This is a genomic window from Mesorhizobium sp. USDA 3734 (assembly GCF_056279665.1).
Map to the genome: position 1 here is coordinate 4,551,211 of NZ_JBWCCW010000001.1, position 18,012 is coordinate 4,569,222.

At 59.5% G+C, this 18,012-nt stretch carries 15 protein-coding genes; 4 read left to right on the plus strand and 11 right to left on the minus strand.

Annotated elements, in window-relative coordinates; genetic code table 11:
* Positions 1-57: 57 nt before the first annotated feature.
* Positions 58-1,374 carry a GMC oxidoreductase gene (locus ACZ89F_RS22065; protein WP_476094162.1) on the minus strand — a complete coding sequence of 439 codons (1,317 nt, stop codon included), beginning with the start codon at positions 1,372-1,374 and terminating at the stop codon, positions 58-60.
* Between the two features lie 372 nt (positions 1,375-1,746).
* Complete coding sequence (locus ACZ89F_RS22070) at positions 1,747-2,163, minus strand: Ros/MucR family transcriptional regulator (RefSeq protein WP_476094164.1); 417 nt, start codon at positions 2,161-2,163, stop codon at positions 1,747-1,749.
* A gap of 567 nt (positions 2,164-2,730) precedes the next feature.
* Between ACZ89F_RS22070 and ACZ89F_RS22075 the strand changes: the two genes are divergently transcribed.
* Both ACZ89F_RS22075 and ACZ89F_RS22080 read left to right on the plus strand, forming a co-directional pair.
* Positions 2,731-3,282, plus strand: coding sequence for a hypothetical protein (locus tag ACZ89F_RS22075; protein WP_476094165.1), 552 nt, complete (start codon positions 2,731-2,733; stop codon positions 3,280-3,282).
* A 1,025-nt stretch (positions 3,283-4,307) separates the two neighbouring features.
* Entirely contained in the window at positions 4,308-6,197 is a 1,890-nt protein-coding gene (locus ACZ89F_RS22080) for a DUF4838 domain-containing protein (RefSeq protein WP_476094167.1), read from the plus strand.
* Positions 6,198-6,369: 172 nt separating this feature from the next.
* Here ACZ89F_RS22080 and ACZ89F_RS22085 read toward each other — a convergent pair whose 3' ends face one another.
* The gene (locus tag ACZ89F_RS22085) at positions 6,370-6,669 is read right to left on the minus strand and encodes a hypothetical protein (RefSeq protein ID WP_476094169.1); all 300 of its coding nucleotides are present in this window, start codon (positions 6,667-6,669) and stop codon (positions 6,370-6,372) included.
* 1,409 nt (positions 6,670-8,078) lie between these two features.
* On the opposite strand from ACZ89F_RS22085, the gene ACZ89F_RS22090 reads away from it, so the two are divergent.
* Both ACZ89F_RS22090 and ACZ89F_RS22095 read left to right on the plus strand, forming a co-directional pair.
* Positions 8,079-8,351, plus strand: coding sequence for a hypothetical protein (locus ACZ89F_RS22090; protein ID WP_476094171.1), 273 nt, complete (start codon positions 8,079-8,081; stop codon positions 8,349-8,351).
* Positions 8,352-9,689: 1,338 nt separating this feature from the next.
* Positions 9,690-10,028 carry an ArsR/SmtB family transcription factor gene (locus ACZ89F_RS22095; protein WP_476094173.1) on the plus strand — a complete coding sequence of 113 codons (339 nt, stop codon included), beginning with the start codon at positions 9,690-9,692 and terminating at the stop codon, positions 10,026-10,028.
* Positions 10,029-10,543: 515 nt separating this feature from the next.
* Here ACZ89F_RS22095 and ACZ89F_RS22100 read toward each other — a convergent pair.
* From ACZ89F_RS22100 to ACZ89F_RS22135, 8 genes are all read right to left on the minus strand, one after another.
* Positions 10,544-11,287 (minus strand): amino acid ABC transporter ATP-binding protein, encoded by a 744-nt coding sequence (locus tag ACZ89F_RS22100; protein WP_476094175.1) that lies wholly within the window; start codon positions 11,285-11,287, stop codon positions 10,544-10,546.
* Entirely contained in the window at positions 11,284-12,258 is a 975-nt protein-coding gene (locus tag ACZ89F_RS22105; protein ID WP_476094177.1) for an amino acid ABC transporter permease, read from the minus strand. The genes ACZ89F_RS22100 and ACZ89F_RS22105 overlap by 4 nt, the downstream gene beginning before the upstream one ends.
* 58 nt (positions 12,259-12,316) lie before the next feature.
* Positions 12,317-13,150 (minus strand): transporter substrate-binding domain-containing protein, encoded by an 834-nt coding sequence (locus ACZ89F_RS22110; RefSeq protein ID WP_476094179.1) that lies wholly within the window; start codon positions 13,148-13,150, stop codon positions 12,317-12,319.
* A 167-nt stretch (positions 13,151-13,317) separates the two neighbouring features.
* Positions 13,318-13,467: a hypothetical protein gene (locus ACZ89F_RS22115; protein ID WP_476094181.1), complete on the minus strand. Its 150-nt coding sequence runs from the start codon at positions 13,465-13,467 to the stop codon at positions 13,318-13,320.
* 6 nt (positions 13,468-13,473) lie between these two features.
* Positions 13,474-14,283: an alpha/beta fold hydrolase gene (locus ACZ89F_RS22120; RefSeq protein WP_476097335.1), complete on the minus strand. Its 810-nt coding sequence runs from the start codon at positions 14,281-14,283 to the stop codon at positions 13,474-13,476.
* Positions 14,284-14,288: 5 nt separating this feature from the next.
* Positions 14,289-15,362: an LLM class flavin-dependent oxidoreductase gene (locus ACZ89F_RS22125; RefSeq protein ID WP_476094182.1), complete on the minus strand. Its 1,074-nt coding sequence runs from the start codon at positions 15,360-15,362 to the stop codon at positions 14,289-14,291.
* A gap of 37 nt (positions 15,363-15,399) precedes the next feature.
* Positions 15,400-16,911 (minus strand): aldehyde dehydrogenase, encoded by a 1,512-nt coding sequence (locus ACZ89F_RS22130; protein ID WP_476094183.1) that lies wholly within the window; start codon positions 16,909-16,911, stop codon positions 15,400-15,402.
* Positions 16,908-17,900, minus strand: a complete 993-nt coding sequence (locus tag ACZ89F_RS22135; RefSeq protein WP_476094185.1) for a flavin reductase — start codon at positions 17,898-17,900, stop codon at positions 16,908-16,910. The genes ACZ89F_RS22130 and ACZ89F_RS22135 overlap by 4 nt, the downstream gene beginning before the upstream one ends.
* Between the last annotated feature and the right edge of the window lie 112 nt (positions 17,901-18,012).

The window sequence follows — 18,012 nt, forward strand, 5'->3', positions numbered from 1 at the left end:
GCGAAGCCTCCAAGCGCGGCCCTCATCAATTGGGTTGCGCCAACCTGGAATTGATCTTTACTCGAGCCATCGCTGAAGGTGCCGGCCCAACTTAATGGCAAGCGCAACAATCGTCAGAGTGGGCATATCATTCCCCCCCGTGGGGAAGACGGAGCTCCCGGCGATGAAAAGGTTCGCGAGGCCGTGCACCTGGCACGTGGCATCCACTACCCCGGTCCGCGGGTCGTTGCTCATCCTCGTTGTACCCATGTGGTGCCTAACCCATCGGTATGGGATATCCTCCCCGTAGGCAGCGGTCTCGTGGATGCGAGCTTGGACGTCGCTTCTGTGGCCCAGCAGCCGCATCTCGTCAGTGATAATTGTCTGCACGCGCTCAAGAGTGCGCCGAACAAGAGGTCCCACCCTCCATTCCAGCTTCACGCGCGGGAGATTGAATTCGTCAAGTCTTGTATCAAGCGTAACCCGGCTTTCCGGGTCCGGCTCCTGTTCGAGGATAGTGTCAAAGTGAAAGTGCCCCGCACCCCGGCGTGAGTGCCCGATGCGCTCGATAGCTGATGCGATCGATCCTGCGGGATGCCGAAGGATGGTGCGGCCACTCCTGATAAGGTCGCGATGCAGGCGCCCCTTCCGCAGCCAGAAAGCAAGATAATGCAACGCTTCGGAACCATCCAAATCGCTGGCGCAAGGTCCCGGCTTGATCCACGTCCGGGAGCCCAGAAGGCGTTCACTTTCCCGAATCTCCGGGCGCAGTGCCAGTCCGAACGCAGCGGTCACGTCACGGTGTTTTGCCTGTGACAGATAGGGCCTGCGAGCCTCAGCGGATGGCACGTGAAAGGCTATGGCGGTGTCAGGACGGCAGATCTGCAGGCTACCCCATTTTACGCGGGGATGCTCCATGAAATAGCGGCCAACGAGGTCATGCTCGTTGCCTATCCCATTCGGCATCTGTTGGTTTGAAACCAAGAGCAGGCGCGCGTTTTCGATCCCGCCGCAGGCCAGCACAAATGATCGTGCTTCGATCCGGAAACGCCTGTCTGGCGTACTGGCCACCTCGATGGAGCGAACCCATCTTCCGGATGTGTCGGTGTCTAACCGCAAGGCAGTGGCGTGCAGGACAACACGCACATTTTTCGCCGTTTGCAGCCTGGCGCGCAGTGTCGCCCCCAAATCCGGGATGGGACTGAGAAAGCATCGTTCGGAAAAGAGCGGCCCATTCATAGGCAGGGCTGGGGAGTCCGGCCATTCGGCTTGCAAATCCTCGATGCCCAACAAACCGGCCGCTGTTTCATAGTCAGGGAGAAGCGAGTTACGGTCGACGGGCCATCCGCTCATCGGAATCCAGGATCGAGCCTCGAAATCGACGTGGTCCAGCATCTTGCACCACCCGCCCCACCCAGCTCTGCCTGTACTGCCGCCAAACTGGCGGATACGGCAAAGGTCGAGCGCCTCGTAGGGTCTGCCTACAGAGCGGCCGCGCGACAGTCTTTGGCGCCCGTGTTCGTATGTCAGCCCGCCGCTCTCGATCACGCATACACGATGTCGCGTTCCTTCAAACTGTGAAGCCAATGCCAAGCCGGCTGCGCCCGCGCCCACGATGCACAGATCTGCCTCCAGGCACGTACCTTGGGGAATGCTATCGCAATCCTCTATCATGGCGGCATAGATCGCGAGCAGGCAGCCGTCGCGGCAAGATCACCCGAACAGCGCAAGGGAGAACTGACGTTGAATGGCCGCAGAGCAATGCGGTCAGGTTCGTGAGGTCTGATCACTGGCGATCCGTTGTCCAAGCCTGATCCTTTTTGCCGCTTGCGAACGCAGCGCGGTGAAATTCGGCGCCACCAACGGGTAGTCTGGTGGCAAACCCCATTTCCTGCGATAATCGGCCGGGGTCATTCCAATCGAGGTCAGATACCGCTTCAATGATTTCATCCTGCGCCCATCCTCCAGGCTGATGATGAAATCCGGGGTCACCGATTTGCTGACTGGCACGGCGGGAATGAGCTTCGGTTTGGGTTTTTCCGCACCGCCCGCGAGGGCCTGCAAAGTGCGGCCGACATTCTGGACCAGATCCACCAGATCAGAACGCGACGCTCTGTTCCTGCTGACAAAGGCCGAAACAATCTTGACAGTTGATTCCAGGTGATCGACGGGGTCAGGGTCCATGGATCCGCTCTCGGCTGACGATGGTTATCGTCCGTGGCCAAATGCGGAGCACGTTTTGGATCACTCGTTTGCCGAACTATCCAACATCAAATCGGGAGCATATGCTCCTGATCCTCCCCGCGTTTGGAACCCTTCAATGGCATCTGCAGGTGCCATTTCTGTCAATTGCCCTTGGTGGTGCTGAATCCATCCAAAAGTGGTAACCGATCGGGATGGCCGAGGCGCACCCGTCGTTGGCGCCGCAGCTCTTCGCACCTCGTTTGTTGCGCGTTTTCTTGAAGATCGCCGACATCAACGCGCCTTCTACACGACGGTAATTGAAATATGCCGGATATATTTGAGCCTCCTCGGGCACCGCTCCTTCTAATTTCCGCTGACTGCTGCACAAGTACGATAGCGCTATGATACCGTTTGATTTTTTATTACTTAATAAAACCGATGTTTATACATACATAACCTCATATCACACTGTCACCAAATGTGTCTTATCCAAACATGATTTTTGATAACCTTTCCTGGAGAATCCGATTATTGATTGCGTGGGGAGCTCGGATATCAGGAGACGATATGACCACTAAAGTTACAACTACGGCAAAGTTGCTGGTGGGGGCATTCTTTGCTCTGGGAACGGTCGGAATTTCTAATGCCGTAGCCATCGGAGAGTCCGGCGTCCAGGTAAGCTCGTCCGGCGAGACGGGCGCCAAGGCTGGAGGCGCCGGCGAAACCGGTGGCAAGGCTGGAGGCGCCGGCGAGACTGGCGGCAAAGCCGGCGGCGCTGGCGAAACCGGTGGCAAGGCTGGAGGCGCTGGCGAGACTGGCGGCAAAGCCGGCGGCGCTGGCGAGACCGGTGGCAAGGCTGGAGGCGCTGGCGAGACCGGAGGCGCTACCCTTAGCACTGCGTCAAGCGAGGCTGGAGGCACTGGCGAAGCCGGTGGCAAGGCTGGTGGCGCCGGAGAGACTGGCGGCAAAGCCGGCGGCGCTGGGGAGACCGGCGGCAAAGCCGGCGGCGCTGGGGAGACCGGCGGCAAGGCTGGCGGCGAAGGCGGCAAGGGCGGCGGTGCTGGCGAGAGCGGCGGCAAGGCCGGAGGCGAAGGCGGCAAGAGCGGCGGCACCGACTAGACCGGCAACGCCTGAGACTATCGGATGTCGTTAAGTGGGTTGTTCACTTACCGGCATCCGCTAGTCCAACAACCAGCGTCATCATCTCGGCCGGTCATTGGAAATATCAGGCTCGCCGCCGGCACAGCCGATGCAGTCAGATAAAATTGGAAAGGCTGCGCATCGAGAGATCAAAATGCCAGTTTCCGTACTACGCGCAAATACCGTCCTGTCAGTGTCACCAGTCCGAACCAGTATAACGCGCGGCCTCCTTCCACAAAGCGAGCGCGATCGTTGGCGAACGAGCTTTCACCTCAAAATCATGACCTCTGTATTTTCCAGCCGCGATCCACACTGTCTTTGAGCGCTGATAAACAGTGACGCCCAGAGAGCTGGCGACAGTTCGCCACTGGTCGTTACCCCCATGCATTGTAGCCCCGTCGCCATGCAACTGCACATAACAACGACAATGCCAGACCAGAGTTGCACGGAATGTGAGGACTTTAACACTTGCTCATCGGCTGCCATGCCGGTTTTGCCAACACCCTGTCGATCTCGCCCCCCCGCTTGGCGCAAGCAAACTCCTGGAACGAGGGGTAAGCGTCGAACCCTGCCAACGCGGAAAGCGCGAAAAACAGCAAGCCGCCAAGGGACACGAACGGCCTTCACCTCTGCCCAAAGGTTTAGCCGAAACGTCCAAAAGCCTATCTGGGATCAATACGGCTACGGCGATACCGTTCACTGATGATCTGCGTGCAACGGCAGCCACTTCGCCTGGTATGCGACGCTTGATCGCCCGCCGTACCAACATGCGGCGGGCAATTTTCTTTGGATGGCGCCCATGCCTGCACCGCTCCACAAGCCACTTCGCGCAGTCACCAGAAGATGGTCCACCGTGTCGGATGATCGCGCGTAGGTAGGGTCTTGTTATGCGAGCACTGTCGCGAAGGACGTTTGCGCAGGGAGTTCTGTTAGGCCTCTCGCACTGGCTCGGCGTTTGCAAGTCGGCTGACGCGCACCATCAGCCAGGCGATGGTGTAACGTTGGTGTCGGAAGGCAGACCCGTCGTCACTCTGGTCACCCCAGATACGCCAAACGACTCTGTCCACTACGCTGAGGTGGAACTTCGCTGGCACATTGAAAAGGCCACCGGCTTCCAACCTGCCACAGTGACCGAGAGCAAGGTGACGTCGGCTAGTCTCGGCAAAACCCACATCTTTCTGGGCGATACCCAGTTTGCCCGAAAGGCCGGAGTCGATTTCGACGCCTTAGGGCCGGAGTCGTGCGCAATTCGCACCGTCGGCCGCCACCTGTGTATCGCAGGGCACGACACGAGCGGCAGTCCCGTTGATGTCAACACGTCCGCGGGAACGCTCTTCGGCGTCTACGAACTTCTCGATCGCTACTTCGCGGTTCGGTGGCTATGGCCAGGCGAACTGGGAACGTTTGTTCCAAAAGCAGAGTCCGTGGTCGTTCCTCTTCAAGATTGCGTCGTAACGCCTCGATTCATGCAGCGTCACGTGCGCACGGGCGCTGGCTTGAGGGCCAAAGATCATCCCGAGATGGGCTTCACCACGGCGGCGGCTGAAGACTACATGAACGCTCAGACTACATTTCTGCGTCGCAACCGCATGGGTCGCCGCATCCCGGCGAAGTACGGCCATGCCTTCGTCAACTGGTGGCGGCAGTATGGCGCTGAGCATCCAGAATGGTTCCAGCTGGTCAACGGCAAACGAGGACCCTCATGGCTGGGTGGGCGCTTCTCAATGTGCATTTCCAATCCGGGTCTGCACGAAGAGATTGTCTCGCAGTGGCGTCAGCATGGAGGCGATCGCCCGGGGCATCTTCCGACCTTCGTCAACGCTGTTGAGAATGACGTCCCTGGCCAATGCGAATGCGATGTGTGCAAGGCGCTGGATGGTCCCGAGCCGCCGAACTATCGAAAATTCATTCCGTCGAAGTCGAAGCTTGCCAGCAAGCCTTTCGTATCCGACCGATATGCACGTTCATGGCAAGCCATCCAGCAGACCGCTGCGAAATACAATTCAAACTCGGTTGTCGTGGGCTACGCCTATATGAACTACTTCGCCGCTCCGACATCGGGCGTAAAATTGGGCCCGAACATCATGGTCGGATTTTGCCCGTCATCCTGGTTCTATCCCCGAAGTGGCGACGAGCAAGACTGGATAAAGGCCCAGTGGCGCGGTTGGGCGGACACACAAGCTAAACTTTTCATGCGGGCGAACTATTTTCTGGACGGATATTGTATGCCGCACATATTTTCGACCCAGTTCGCCGACGAGTTTCAGAGCGCCGCGAACAACGGAATGGTCGGAACCGATTTCGATTCGCTGACAGGTCATTGGGCGACACAAGGCCCAAACCTTTACCTGTTGCTGCGTTTGCAGATCCGTCCCGATGTGCCTGCCGATTCCCTCCTGTCCGAATATTACTCTGCCTTCGGCCCAGCGGCGGCTGACGTGAGGAAGTACTTTGATTTCTGGGAGGCGTATACGTCGGATGGGCGCGCCCGGCTGCATGACACCTTTGAGGCTCTTGGGGCTTCGCGTTGGCGAAGCTGGGCGAAAGCGGCGCATGCCATCTATCCAGAGGAGAGTTTTGCGCCAGCCGAAGCATTGCTCGACAGAGCAGCCTCCTCTGCAAACGGCGATCAGGAGGCATCCATGCGGGTGCAGTTCCTTCGATTGGGATTGCAGCACGCGAAGTTATGCTCATTGGCCGCCGCCAAGCTCACGCTCGGCAATCCAGAATCCAGCCCCGAGAGAGGCCGGGCGGAATTGCAGGCGCTGTTGGCATTTCGTCGAGCGCACGAGCGCATGTGGATATCCAACTTGAATCACTGCGCGTGGGTCGAAAGCACGAGCTGGACGCTTCCAGGCGTGGCAGTTCAATCGCAGGATCCCGATCCAGAATGATCTTCGTCAGCGAATGGAAGCAGTGAGCAAAGCTTCTCGCCGGGCCGTTAGTCACCGCATGCACGTTGCAAGGCGACGGACTCCCGCGTGCGCGTTGAACGCACCCGCCAGCATACACGCCGGCAAGGTGCGCTCTTTAGTCTTTAGTCATTTGCAAGGTCGACAGGGCGGATCAGTTGCCCTTGCTGCCCTTGCTGCCACCTTCTCCAGCGCCGCCGGACTTGCCTCCGGACTCACCGGCTCCGCCAGCCTTGCCGCCGGTTTCGCCAGCGCCGCCGGCCTTGCCGGGTTCTGCAGCACGACCCGCCTTGCCGGGCTCTGCAGCGCGCCCTGCCTTGCCGGGTTCGGCGGCGCTACCTGCCTTGCCGGCTTCCACAGATTTAATTTTGGTCGAAGACTCTGCAAAGCTGGTCGTCGAGACCGATGCAACAGATGCAGCAAGAGAAATTGCGGTAAGAATACGTATGATCATGATAATCCTCCATAACAGGGTGACGCTCAGCCCCTGGGAACCTTGTCGTTTATTTTTTCCGGAAGATCGAGTCTTGTTTGAAGATGAGGCTGGCGGCATGTTTTATAATTGGTGAAATCAATTTCTGATCAAAATTTACTCATCTCTCCTTCAAAACAGGAGCATTAGAAGTTTCTTGGATATCTGCATAGAACTTGCGAATCGACGCGACAGGCGACAACAGTCGCCTGAATTAGCGGCAGCGGTGGGCGGTCTAACATGCGCAGCGACTAAGTAGAAAGTGACATATCTATTTACAATTGTCGGGCGTTCAATCGCCAGCACGATCTGACTGTTCATTGGTTCTTGACGCCAGTCTGACAAATCCCAAAGTTCAGATGCAACCATTTGTTAACCATCTGACAATGTTGCTTCCAGCATCCCGGAGACGTGATCGCTGTTCAGGCGTCTGTCATTGCGAGGCGCTAGATCCGTTGACCTGTGTACCGAGCGGCTTCCATCCACAATGCGAGTGCGATCGCAGGAGAGCGCGCTTTAACCTCAAAATGGCGGCCCCGGTGACTCCCCGTAGCTACCCACACTGTTTTTGAACGTTGATAGATCGAGACGCCAAGAGCATTCGCCCGATAGAAAATCTCTTCGTGATCGCGATGCATTTGCTCTGGCCTTTGGCTCCTCAAATTGCCGGCAACGGTGCTCGTTCATTGGCAGACGATCCCCTGGTCTACGTTCATATTGGGCCGTTGTCGTTTGCATTTGACATAGATGCTGGCTTTGTATGAATCCGACGTCGCGTCCGAAGAGCCCCATGCGACTGCTTGCCGAACCACTTTTGGCTTGTTGATGGGGAGCTACCAACCAACCCCACAACTGGACGTTCCATGGGACTTCAGTCCATGGGACTTCAGTCTTATTTGCGATGTTGCTAATATATCTATAGATTGATCGACGCGGGGACACCCAATCCAACCCGCATGGCCGGTGTGGCGCAAAGCAAAGCTGTCCAACGCAGCAAGCCGCGCCGGCCATTCGTTTCGACAAGACCCAGCCCCTCTGCCGCTTGTTGACCTTCGTCGGCCAGAACCAACCTTGTTGCGCTGATGCTAATATAGGCGTAATCTGCGTGGTGCGGAGAGGAACCCCAAGCTCCCGCCGCAGTGGCCGGCACAGGCGGCAAGGTGTCCCCTTCTCAGGCAGCCTTGCCGGTCATCTCGCTACGGCTGGCGCCAAGAGCCATTTCCGACCAGACGCGACCACTTTCGTCATCTGACACAAGGCAAAGGCCTTTTTGTCTATGGTGGATACCTGACCATGCTGTGGTCGACACACAACCGAAACGGAGCAGTCCGATCATTCATTCCGTGATGTTGGAGACGGCGCAAAGGTTATCAAGATTAGGGAGGCCTAATATGGATATGCAGCTTTCTTATACAGAGACAGCATCGGCTACAGAGATAGCATCGGCCCAAGGCTGGGAAATGGGTCGAAATGGCGCAGAATTGTATGCCTGGGCGAATGCACGGGGCATCACGATTTACCAACGTTCAAAGACGGTATGGATCGCGGCAGGAAGGTATCGGGGCCGCAATTTTGAAGTTAAGGGACGTTCGCCAGCGATTGCGCTCGCATTGTGGATGGAGGGCGCTCAGTACACAGGTCAACGGTTTTACTTGGTGCACTGAGACGCCAATTGCCATGAGTTGCGCCACCTCGCGGACTCGCGGATGGCCGCGCCTCCTGGCGCAACCAACCCATCCCCCGCTCGTTAGCCCTATGCTGGTTGATCCCAGCACACTCCAAACTCTGGCCCGCCTTTTCCCAGGCGGGCTCTTTTTGCGGTATGGCGAGGAGCCACTACGAGAAAGACATATGAGACGCCGGTCCTGACGAGCGCGGGAAGCATTCAAAAACCACTGCTGTTCCCCCGTCATCGACAGTCTTTTGGCTTTGGTTACACGAAACCAAGGTCCACGGCCGGGCCTCTTGTGCCTGTGGACAGAAAGAGCCGTTGGCCCGCTTATTTGTCTAAACGAAGATGACGATTCCCTCGGACCGGCAATGTCCGCGGTCGCCCAGGGCTAAAGACGTAGACCGCCGATGGATCTGGACGGTGTGCAGGGTAGCCGTAACCGAACGACGGTTCGTCCTCCGATCTGACATCGCCCCTCCAAGCCGGATCGAAGACAGGGACCAGACCGAGCAGCATGGCGGCCTCGGATATGAACTTTGCCATCCTTGCATCCTCTACCTGGTACCCCGGCAGCGCGAATCTGATCTCCGCGACAATCGCGTTGGTCGACACCACGGCGCCTCGCCGTCGCCGGACGAGGCTGCCAAGGATATAAGATTGAAGGGTCGGGTCCACCGTCCCCAAAGGGTCAACAAAAGTGCCCATGACCGTCACTCCATGCCGAGCGCGTTACAATCCAATTCAGAATGCGGGGGTCGATCTCGTCCAATTCGGTAAGTTCTAGCGCGAGAAGTCTGGCGTGTTGGCGCCTATTTCTTCCCGAGATTCGTCTTTCCACGACGGATTTTCTGGAGGCGTTCCGCGCGGCCTCGCAATCGAAGGCCGTCATCCTGTATTGGTCTGCTGCCATTTCAGCCTCCGCGTAATGGCGGGAGCACCTGAGTTGGCTTCCAATCACCCGTATGCCTAGAACGGCGGGTGACGCTGACATTGTACGCTTTCGTACACTCACATGCGAGTCATTTATACTGAAACCGCCCTAGTATTCACCCCAGTCGGGCCTAACATCTTGATCCTGCGCAGGAACATTTATTCGATCGGCATCCAAGGTCAGTTAGCCAAGGGAGGCTTTCATGCCCCAAGGCCGCGTCGACAGAGAGAGGTTGGAGCGAGCCGATCGCGAGTCTAAACTTGCTATCGAGGCAGAGCGCCAAGTTCGTGACGCCAAGTCAATGCGGCTGCGCAAGTTGGGCGCGGGCAATCTGCTCCGTCTCAAATTTGCCAGCACTATGTGCTCGATGGCCGGCGCTAGGCGAGTAGGGGGAACTCGGTGGTCTCAACACATTTGTTAATCAACGCCAAGGAGGCAGCTGATTTCCTTGCGGTGATGGGCAGCCCGCCCCGGCTGTTGATCATTGCCCATTTGCTCAATGGGGAGACCCCTGTGAATGTCCTCGTCAAAAGGACGAATATCAGCCAGTCATCGCTTTCACAGCATCTGGCCAAGCTCCGGTCGCTCGGCCTGGTAGACACCCGCCGGGACAGCCAGTGGATCTACTATTCCTGCAAATCGAACGCGGTGCGGGAACTTTTTTCCACGCTGGAGGCATTGTATGGCGAGGGTGGCGTTACAAAGCGAGGGCGTTCGGTCATCACTGCGGTGTCGTAGCGAGTAAGGGAACCTATCGTATCAAGTAAGGTTCTTTGTCCTGCTTGGCCCCTCGACCAAGCACCACACCCAAAACCCGCCACTGCTTCCTCAGCGGCCGGCTTTCAATTGTCGGTTTTATATGATGACTCGGCTCGTCATCGAGGCGGAGCGAGAAAATCGGCACACCAAGACAGGAGGCGGGTACTTACCGGGCGGCCCAGCGGCTGGAGTCGTAGGGGGACTAGCATCGGCGACCGCTGGGCCTGGCCAGTCTAGCTAGAGGAGTGCTGTGCTGGCTGGGTCGAAGCATGCGCTCAGCCCAATGTAAGGGCCAGAGCGCATCGGCATGAAGGCTATCGCCGAAAGGCGTACTCTGCGGCAGCAGAATAGTCCCAGCAACTCAGCGCTGCTTCCAGGCCGGTAGACGATGGCATGAAGGGCTATCGTCACCGCAGCCAGGCGGTCTTCTGGCTCGCCGGTGTCGTTGGCGGACTTTGTGTAGGGTAGGCCCCGGGGCAATTCTGCAGGTTGGCTCAGTGCTTCAAAATCTGACTGAGAAACAGCTTGGTTCGCGCATGTTGGGGATTGCCGAAGAAGCTGTCCGGCCTGCCTTCCTCGACGATCTGACCGGCGTCCATGAAGATCACGCGGTCGGCCACCGCGCGCGCAAAGCCCATTTCATGGGTGACGCAAACCATCGTCATGCCGTCGCGCGCAAGCCCGGTCATGGTGTCCAGCACTTCCGACACCATTTCGGGGTCGAGCGCGGATGTCGGCTCGTCGAACAGCATCACCGCCGGCTTCATGCACAGGCTTCGTGCAATGGCGACGCGTTGCTGTTGGCCGCCGGACAGCTGGACCGGGAATTTGTTCGCCTGTTCGGGGATGCGCACCCGTTCCAGGAACTGGAGGGCGGTCTTGCGTGCTTCCACTGCCGAAACGCCCTTGACCCACATAGGCCCCGCCATGCAGTTCATCAGCACGGTCATGTGCGGAAACAGATTGAAGTGCTGGAAGACCATGCCGACATTGCTGCGCACGTCGGCGACGTTCTTCATCTTCGGGTGAAGATGGATGCCGTTTACGCTGATGTTGCCTTCCTGATGCGCTTCGAGGCGATTGAAGCAGCGGATCAGCGTCGACTTGCCCGAACCGGACGGCCCGCAGATGACGATGCGCTCGCCCTTGTGGACCGTCAGATTGATGTCCTTCAGCGCATGAAATTTGCCGTACCATTTGGATACGGCCTGGGCTTGGATGATCGGCTCAGCACTCATCGCACCTTGCTCCTGGCGTAGTGCCGTTCGATGCGGGACTGGATCAGCTCGAGGCAGATCGACAGCATCCAGTAGATGACCGAAGCCGAGATCAGCATCTCCATGTGCTGGAATGTCTTCTGGCCGAGCGTGCGGGCAAGAAACATCAGTTCCCAGACGCCAATCACCGAAACCAGCGAACTGTCCTTGAGCATGGAGATGAACTGGTTGCCCGTCGGCGGAATGATCACCGGAAGCGCCTGCGGCAGGATGATCCTACGCATGGTCAGCGAAAAGCCGAAGCCCATGGAGCGCGACGCCTCCCACTGACCCCTGTCGATGCTCTGGATGCCCGATCTGAAAATCTCGGTCATGTAGGCGCCGTAGCACAGCGACAACGCCAGAATGCCGGCCGGGACGGCGCCGACCACGAAGCCAAGCTGCGGCAGACCAAGATAGATCAGATAGACTTGCATCAGCAGCGGCAGGCCGCGGAAGAACGAGGTGTAGAAGCTGGCGATGGCATAAGCGAAGCCGTTGGTGGAGAGCTTGGCCACGGCACCCAGGATGGCGATCAAGGAGGCGATGATGATCGAAATCGCTGAAACGTAGAGCGTCGTGACAACGCCCTGGGAGATCAGGAACGGCAGCTTTTGCCAGATGAAGGGCAGGCTGAGATGAAAGGTCTCGAAGAAGGCCAGAAAGAGCAGCAGCAGCTCAGCCCAGACGATGGCGACCTGGACGCGCAGCGAGGCGAAGCCGATCAGCACGACATTGAAGATAAAGAGAAGCGCTATAATGAAGGCAATGGCAAACCTGCCATAGAGACCGCTCTGGGACGGCTCGCCGATGACCGGGCGCATCAATTCGCCAAAGCCTGTGGACGTCAGATTGAAGGCGAGGAAGATCGCGAAGACGACGCCGAACATCGTCGCGATGAACCACGGCTTGTGCACGAGAATTTCGGCTTCGACGGTATCCGGATAGAGCATCGTCTTCCCCTCGGGTGGTTGGCGGCCCGCCACGACAGGCCGCCAGCGAAAGTCGAGACTATTTTACGATGGAATAATCGACCCCGTACCACTTCTTGGAGAGCTTACCGAGCGTGCCGTCGTCTTTCATGGCCTTCACCGCATCGGCGATCTTGGCCGAGAATTCAGGGTCGCCGTGTTCGATGGCGACCGCCAGCGGCTCGTAAAACACCGGATCGCCGATCTGCTTGATCGGATAGCCGGCCTTCATCGCATCGAGGATGCTGGGCAGCGACGACACGACAGCGTCGAGCCGAACGCCATCACCGATCCGCAGATCGTCGAAAGCAGTGGTGGAGTTCTCGTAGGAATGCACCTCCTTGGGATTGAGCTTGTATTCGAAGGGCGGCGCGCCCGCCGCGTCCAGTGTCAGATCCTTCTTGGCATAGGCCTCGAAAGTCGACGTCGTCGTCGCGCCGACAATTTTGCCGTCCAGATCGCTCAACGATGTGGCCTTGCTGTCCTTGTGAACGGCAACAGCGGCGGGGGTGTAGTAATAGACAGCGGGAAAATCGAAAATCTCGGCCCGCTTCTTGGTCGGCGTCATCGAGCCGACATGCATGTCCCAGCGGCCGACCCAATTGCCGGCCGTGATGATGTCCCAGCCCGGCGTCACGAACTCGACCTTGACCCCGATGCGCTTGCCGATTTCCTTGGCCACGTCGACGTCGAAGCCGTCCAGCTCGTTGTTGGAGTTGAGGAAGGACTGGGGCGCCCAATTGGCATCGGTGGCGACCTTGAGAGTGCCGGCCGCCGCGACGCGGTCCAGCACCGCTCCAGCATAGGCAGGAAGCGTTGCCAGGGCAAAAGCCAGCGAAGCCGCCAGCGTGGTCAGTCTGAGAGATGTTTTCATATGATCAGTTCCCCTTTGTTGTCGTTTTCTAATTTAGAGATGAGCCGGGCGACGCCGTCTTCCGGCGAGCCAGAGGAGGTTTTTCGTGGCGGTTGCTCGGAAGGATGGTAAGCCGGCCCTGGTCTTCGAACTGGTCTTACGGCCAGGATACAGATCCGTTGTTGCACTCATCGGGCATCCGCTTTCATCTCGTCGTGCACCGCGCGGGCAAGCCGGAAGGCCTCTACGCCGGCTGGAATGATCGCGCGGTCGACATGATCGTCACCGAGAGCCGCAAGCCAGACCTCCCCGCCGGCTTTCTGCAACGCTTTATCCATGGCTGGTTACCCCATCTGTTCTGCGTGTTCGGTCAGGAAATCCGTCATAAGGCCGGCAACCTGCGCTGGCGCCTCGACCAGGATCGAATGCCGCAATCCGGGCAGGATCTCGAGCCGCGAACCACGGATCTGGTCGTGCATGTGACGCGCCATGCGCGGGTTGGACCCCTCGTCGTCCTCGCCGGTGACGATCAGCGTCGGCGACCTGATCTGGTCGAGGATGCCGCCGAAATCGGTCTCGGCCAGCACCCGGTAGGCGGCGGCGTAGCATGCCGGATCGTTTTCGGCATCGCGCCGGCGCAGCTCGGCAATCACATCCGGATTGCGCTTCTGGAAATCCTCGGTCAGCCAGCGCGACAGCGACGCGGCATGATGTGTGCTCGGCTGGCTGGCGGTGAGCGCGGCAAGACGACCCAGAACCGCCTGGCGTTCCTCTGGCGAGCGCCCGGCGACGGTTGCCAGCAGCACGAGCCGGCGCAGCCGTTCGGGATGGGTCAGTGCCAGGCGCTGGGCGATCAGGCCGCCGAGCGAGAAGCCGGCGAGATGAAAGCTTGCGAAGCCTACATGATCGGCCAAGGCCACCGTGTCATCGACGAAGTCGTCGATCTCGTAGCGGCCCTTGATGCGCGCCGAGCGGCCGTGGCCACGAAGATCTGACGTCAGGACCGTGAACTGATCCGGCAGGCGAGCGACGACCCCGCTCCATGCTTCCAGATAAGAGCCGACGCCATGGATGCAGACCAGCTTCTGCGGCCCGTTTCCGTCGACACGGTAGTTGAGCGTGACGTCGCCGTGGACGAAGGAACCGGCCGCCATTGCCATCAACGCCCCACCGCAACAGGCTTGGCGCGATCTCGCGCCGCAAAATGCGGCATGACCTCGTCGACGAACAGCCGGATCGTCTTTTTCTGCAGCTCGAATGGCAGATTGAAGGTGAGCCCAAGGCAGTATTGATCGACGCCGGCGGCTTCGTAGTCCTCGAGCTTCTCGATGATCTCGTCGGGCGTGCCGAACATCAGGTTCTTGCGGATGCTCTCCGGGTTGTAATTGTCCTTGCCCTTGACGCTTTCGTAAGGGACGGCTTCCGGAAAACCGTTCTTCACCGTACCGATGTTCTGGAACAGGTTCTCGAAGGCGCGCCCGTAGTCGATGGCGTGGCGGACCGCGACTTCCCATTCCTCCGGCCTCTCATAGACACAGGTCCGGCGCTGCATCATCAGGCGCGGACGCGGCACTTCCGGATGGTCGGCGACCGCTTTGCGAAATTTTTCGCCAAGGACAGTGATCTCGGCGGCCGGTGCGGAAAGCGGCGTCGACAGGATGTTGGCGCCGATGCCAACAGCCCAGTCGAACGTGCCGGGATCGCGCGCCGCCACCCAGATCGGCGGATGCGGCTTCTGCAGCGGCTTGGGCACGCCGGCGGCAAGTGGAAAATTCCAGTAGTGGCCCTCATGCGCATAGTCCTCGGCCCACAATTTCTTCACCGCCGGCACCAGTTCCTTCAGATAGGCGACGCCCTCCTGCTGCGGCATGCCTTCGGCCATGCGATCGAATTCATACTGGTAGGACCCGCGCGCGATGCCGAACTCCAGCCGGCCGCCGGTCAAATGGTCGCAAAGTGCTGCTTCGCCGGCCAGCCGGATCGGGCTCCAGTACGGCGCCACGAGCGTCGAGGTGCCAAGCCTGATCTGCTGGGTGTGCTGCGCCAGCCAGGTCAGCGTCATCAGCGGGTTGGGCGAGATGGTGCATTCGATCGTGTGATGCTCGGCTGTCCACAACGTCTCGAAGCCGCCCTCATCGGCCATTCCAGCCAGCTCGAGCAGATTGTTCTTCACCGTCGCCATCGATGTCTCCGGCGAGAACCGCTCCATGGTCAGCGAAACTGCAAATTTCATTTTCTTGTCCCGTTTGAGGTTTCGGCTTGGATGGAACTCAGCGCAGGCGAATGACGAACGGGTCCTGCATTGCCCCTGAATAATCGATGACCACATTCTTCAGCCGCGAGAATTCCTGCATCACGTCAAAGCCGCCACGGCGGCCGTAGCCGCTTTCCTTGAAGCCGCCATTCGCCGACATGAAGGAGGAGGCACGATAGGTATTGATCCAGACGGTTCCGGCATCGATGTTGCGGGCGAAACGCAACGCGCGGTCGATGTCCTTGGTCCAGATACCGGAAGCCAGCCCATAGCGCGTGTCGTTGGCAAGTGCTGTCATCTCCTCTTCCGACGAGAACGGGATGACGCCGACGACCGGTCCGAAAATCTCGTCCTGCATGAACTCCATGTCGTTGCGGGCATCGACCATGACGGTCGGTTCGAAATACCAGCCACCGGCAAGGTCGGCCGATTGCGGCCGCCGGCCGCCGGCCGCGATCCTGGCGCCTTGCCTAACGCCTGACGCTACATAGGCTTCGACCTTGGCAAGCTGCGCCGAGAGCGCCAGCGGTCCGATGTCGGTATCGTCATTCATGGGATGGCCGACCTTGACCCTCCGGGTGCGCTCGGCCAGCGCGTCCACGAACCGGTCATAGGCGCTCGCCTCGACGAAGCAGCGCGAACCGGCGACGCAGCTCTGGCCTGCCGCCGCGAATATGCCCGACACGACGCCGTTGACGGCATGTTCGATGTCGACGTCGGCGAAGACGACGTGAGGTGATTTGCCGCCAAGCTCCATCTGACAGGGAACCAGGTTCGCCGCCGCATTTGCGGCAATGCGCCGGCCGGTGGCCGTGCTGCCGGTGAAGACAATCTTGGCGACACCGGGGTGACGTGTCAGCGCTTCGCCAGCGCTGGCGCCGGTGCCTGTCACGACATTGACGACGCCCGAGGGAAAGCCGGCTTCCATGATCAGCTCGGCCAGAGCCAACGTCGAGGCAGTGGCATGCTCGGAAGGCTTGATGACGACGGTGTTGCCGAGCGCAAGACAAGGCGCCAGCGTTCCCGTCAGAAGCATCAGCGGCGAATTCCAGGGCGTGATCATGCCAACCACGCCAAGCGGCTCGCGCAGGTTGAAATTGAGCATGTCGAGCTTGTTGACGGGTATCGTGTCGCCCAAAAGCTTGTCGGCCATGCCGGCGAAATAGCTGTAGGAATCCGGCATGGCGCGCATCTGCGCCCGCATTTCCTTGATCAGCTTGCCATTGTCGCGCGTCTCTATCAGCGCCAGTTCGTCGGCATGGTCCAGCACGAGTTGCGCCAGCCGCTGCACAAGCTTGCCGCGATCAGTCTGGGTCATCCGGCGCCAGGCCGGATCGGCAAAAGCCGCCCCCGCGGCGGTCACGGCGGCGTCGACATCGGATGCGTCGGCCTCGGCCAGCTCGTACCAGGCTTCGCCGGTCGTCGGGTCATAGCTCGGAATGTACTGGCCGCTTTTGGGAGCGACGAAGCTGCCGCCGATGAAAGGCAACTGGCGCGAATTCTCGAGTGATTTGACTGATGTTTTCATGGCTTTTCCTGTTCGGCGTCCTGGGGGCCTTGCGACCATGGCTGTGAGGCGCCTTCGATCCTGGCCAGGCGGCCGCCATCGCCCGAATCCATGTAGATGCTGAAGGAGGCGTCGCGCCGCTCGCGGCTGTAGCGGCGCAGCAGCGCGCGGATCTCGCCGGCTGGAATGTCTTCGTATGGAAGGTCCGCGAGGGGAAAGAACCGGAACCCCGCAGGCATGGTGAAGGCGGCCGAGGTGCCGGAGAGACGGGCCCGGTAAATGAGGTAGCCCGGATCGCTGTCGGCGACATCGAAGACGGAATAGAGAAACGTCTCGTCCGGCAGCAACGTCAGTGCGTCGCCGCCTTCGAGCTTCAGCTCTTTTTCCGCTTTCCGGCTCTTGGCGCTGGGAAGCACCCAGCCGCCCTTGCCGTCGGAGCGCAGCAGGATGTTTCCGTCCGCTTCGATGAGGTAGCCGACGATCATGGAGTGGGAGGCAAGCCAGCCCGGCGGCAGCGGATCCTTCACCGATGCATAGCGGCCCCGGCAAAAGCCGAGCGGCGCCGAGGGGCTGGTGCCGAATGCCTGCACCGCGCCGATCAGCACGATATGATCGCCTGCATCGACGCGGTTGTGCACGGTGCAGTCGAACCAGGTCAGGCACTCATTGAGGATCGGCGCGCCGGTGTGGACGCGGTCATGGCTGACGGACCCGAACTTGTCGTGAGCCTTTGACGCAAAGACTGCCGAAACCTCGGTCTGCCCCTCATGCAGCAGGTTGACGGCGAAGCAATCGGACGCGTTGAACGCAGCAAAGCTCGCTGCCGCCTTGCCGACGCAAACCAGAAGCAGCGGCGGATCGAGCGAGACCGAGGTGAAGGAGTTCGCCGTCATGCCGCGCGGCGTGCCATCGCCGTCACGCGTGGTGATAACCGTAACGCCGGTCACGAAGGTTCCGAAAGCCCTTCTGAGGGCGATCGGATCGATCGTCGGTTGCGGGGTCGTCAGCATCTGGCCTCGTGTTCCCTTTCGGATTGCACGAAACGTTAGCCGCTCGTTCGGGCCTGTTCTTCCTCCTCTTGAGAGGAACAGGCGGCGGCTGCACTGCTGTGTTTGCGAGCAA